The following is a 2,939-nucleotide window of genomic DNA, read 5'->3' on the forward strand; positions in this document are numbered from 1 at the left end:
GACCCATCGATAACCCCTCCGCCTAATTCTAAAAAGCGCTGTTTGATATTGTGAATTTGAGCAGTAGCTCGGGTACAGAACAGCATACTACTAAATATAGCTACTACCAAGATAAAAATCGCTTTCATAGTCGTTTGGCTCGGGTGATCACATCCGCATTAATATCAAACCGTAGGTGACGCCCTCCGTTGCGTTCGTACAGCTGTACCTCCAGTTGCTTATCATCCCCGTAGCTGACCATAGGCATGGCAAATACTACTGTGACCGAACTTTGGTGTGGGATGACCCGGCGTGATACCGGATGCTGTTGCACGTTATCCAGCTCCAATTCCTGGTAGGCCATCCGCTTGGTGATATCCTGATCTTTAATGAAGAATTTAAAGAAATCAATTTCATAATCTATATCACTGCGGTTCTCCAGCTCAATTTGAAGAAACAGGTTTTTTTTATGAACATGAACGCCCGTTAGCAAAAAGGACATCCGCATATTAATGGTTCCTACATCCCGAATATGGCGACGTTTGCTGAGTACCTTCTTAGCCATATCAGCCGTGTTTTCCCGATTGTGCATCTCGTCGCTAAACGAGATGCTTTCCCACGAGGTTTTTGCTAATCCCCCCATCTGCTGGTTGGATTGAACCATGGCGGCCATATTGATATTAAGCTGCGTGGGGTTTTCTACGTAGTTAACCATAAAGGGGTAGTACTTTCCTTCTTCGGTAATGACCACCAGGGTGGTTTGCTCAAAGCCAAACTCGTTGGCCTTTACTTTTATCACATTTTCAGTGGGCTTTACTCGGTTGACAATAACCCCCCCCGATCCAAGGTCAACGTAAATTATGCGAGAGGGAAAAATTAAGTGGGTAGTTTTATGATAGCTAGCCTCCAGCTGATAGCTTTTTCGCACGGCTTGATCACTGATTGGGATGACTAGCGATTGATGACCTTCAGACCTGTTAACGGCCCCTTGCTCAGGGGTGGGTCCTAGTAATAAAGGCCGTTCTCCTTCGGGTTGATGCAACGCCACATCCGGAATAGTAGGCGATGGGATTTTTTGAGCACATAGGTCAGTAGATGAGAAACCTATCCCCCCTAGCAAAAGTAACCAACCAATTCGGCATATAAATTTTAGCATAGCTATTGCGGTTTTTGCGTCTGATTACGCGATTTTAAAAAAACTTTATAATTCGCTGGAATCGTTGCTTGATCCTGAGTAATCTTCCGGGTGACCAGGGAGCGAGCCCCCTGTATTACCATATTCACCCCCCGTAGGGCTGTTTGGCCAACGACCATTTCGGCAGCCCCCTGTCCGGCACCGGGTACCATATAGGGGGTCGTCATTCCACCCCCCCCACCCTGAAGGGCGCTCGCTCCTGCCGAAGCCATTCGGGTTTTATCCTGAAGGCCCCGTACGTAGACACCAGGGTAGCCATCATTATCATGAACGCTCATATCTATCGGTATGATTCGACTACCCATACGGATCACCGAAATACTAATCCTTACTCGATCCCCTTGAATCTGACACGTTCCACTCAGCAGCGTGTGTTTCTTTACCCGCAGATCGCCAACATCAATATCTTGTAACAGACGCAATCGAACTTCCGAACCAGTACGTACCTTGATCTGATCGGCTTCCCCGTGGATAACAGCTTCAATGGCGTTAGGTACATACCCTGTTTCAATACGCTCAGGGACGCTGCGCTCCCCCCCCATGCCATAGAAAGCATTCATAGGGCGATGGTAGTCATCAACACTGGCTACGTATTGATCTAAATCAGCCACCGATACCTGTACGGCATTCGGATCAGCTACTGGCGCATGGCTCGTAACTACCGGTTGTGAATGTTGTAGCGCATCAAGCTGATTTGTGGCCTGATTGGTGAGCGCGTCCGCGCGGGCTAATGCTGCATTGCGTTGGTCCACCCGAGCCTGCTCTTGGGGTGACAGGGCTACACTTTTTCCAAAGTTTTGAATGACCGCTTGATTTCGAGCCTGCTGATCTTGGAGGCTCTCTAGGAAATAGTCGTTTTTCCCTACTTGGGTATTCTGGAGTCCTAATCTACTTTTCGGACGAGAGACTTGTTTTTCTTCCTTGGACGGTTCAACCCAATCATCCTCAGCCTGATTTTTATATTTTTCAGACTCAAATCGCTTATCCATAACCTCGGGAAGGCTCATATCGATGGTTTGGGTAGTCATTGGACTGCCTCCTGAAGCGGGGGAGTATGAAATAAGTCCGGATGCTAATCCAAGTACGGCCAAAACTGACATAAAAGCGATACTTGACCAGTGAGTTTCCAAAACAGTCGCTAGTAATGTAGGGGATGTTGATGAAGTATTACTCATTAGGTATGTATTAAAACTGTCCTTTCTCTATTTTATGGGTTATGATATCCATCCACTCATCGTCCTTAATGCCTAATGGCTTAGCGTGCAGAACGTATTCCATCTGCTCTTCACTCAGGACGTTAAGATCACTGGCATGCTTGTGCTGCCATGCTTCGTAAAGCTCCCGCCATACCCGGAGTTCATCTTCTATTCCATAGATTGAGTATAACCGCTCTCCGGTAGCAGGATGGGGCGGGGGCGGATCATTAAAAATGTTTTGTGCCGAAGTCATTTGAGCTCGGTCATCTTCCGGGTCATTACGCCAAGCGTTAGCAGCGTCATTGGCGGATTGTTGATAATCAGTGGCACGACCTAAAATCGCATCATTATCAACCACTGTGCCCTCAAAGCTACCCCCGTCTTCAAACTCGGCCGCTGTAGCGGTCACCCGTCCGGGTAATGACACGTTTCTCAGGCCGGCGTATAGTTTAAGCGTATTAAGCTTATCTTGGTAGGCGAAAGCCCTGCTCATCGATAAGCGCTGAAGGGTGGTAATAAAGCTGCTGATTCGCGCTTCCGAAGCTTTTACTTTTTCGTGAATGCTACGA

Annotated in this window: 3 protein-coding genes; all 3 read right to left on the reverse strand. The window is 47.6% G+C overall.

The genetic code is table 11. The annotated features are described in order from the left end of the window. Positions 1-124: 124 nt before the first annotated feature. Positions 125-1,135 carry a conjugative transposon protein TraN gene (gene traN / locus WBA23_RS14910; protein WP_424583076.1) on the reverse strand — a complete coding sequence of 337 codons (1,011 nt, stop codon included), beginning with the start codon at positions 1,133-1,135 and terminating at the stop codon, positions 125-127. Positions 1,136-1,137: 2 nt separating this feature from the next. Then, positions 1,138-2,274 (reverse strand): conjugative transposon protein TraM, encoded by a 1,137-nt coding sequence (gene traM / locus WBA23_RS14915; protein ID WP_424583077.1) that lies wholly within the window; start codon positions 2,272-2,274, stop codon positions 1,138-1,140. A gap of 85 nt (positions 2,275-2,359) precedes the next feature. Further along, a partial coding sequence (locus WBA23_RS14920; RefSeq protein ID WP_424583078.1) for a hypothetical protein occupies positions 2,360-2,939 on the reverse strand: 580 nt, incomplete at its 5' end.

The organism is Tunicatimonas sp. (genome assembly GCF_049647865.1).
Taxonomy (GTDB): domain Bacteria; phylum Bacteroidota; class Bacteroidia; order Cytophagales; family Cyclobacteriaceae; genus Tunicatimonas.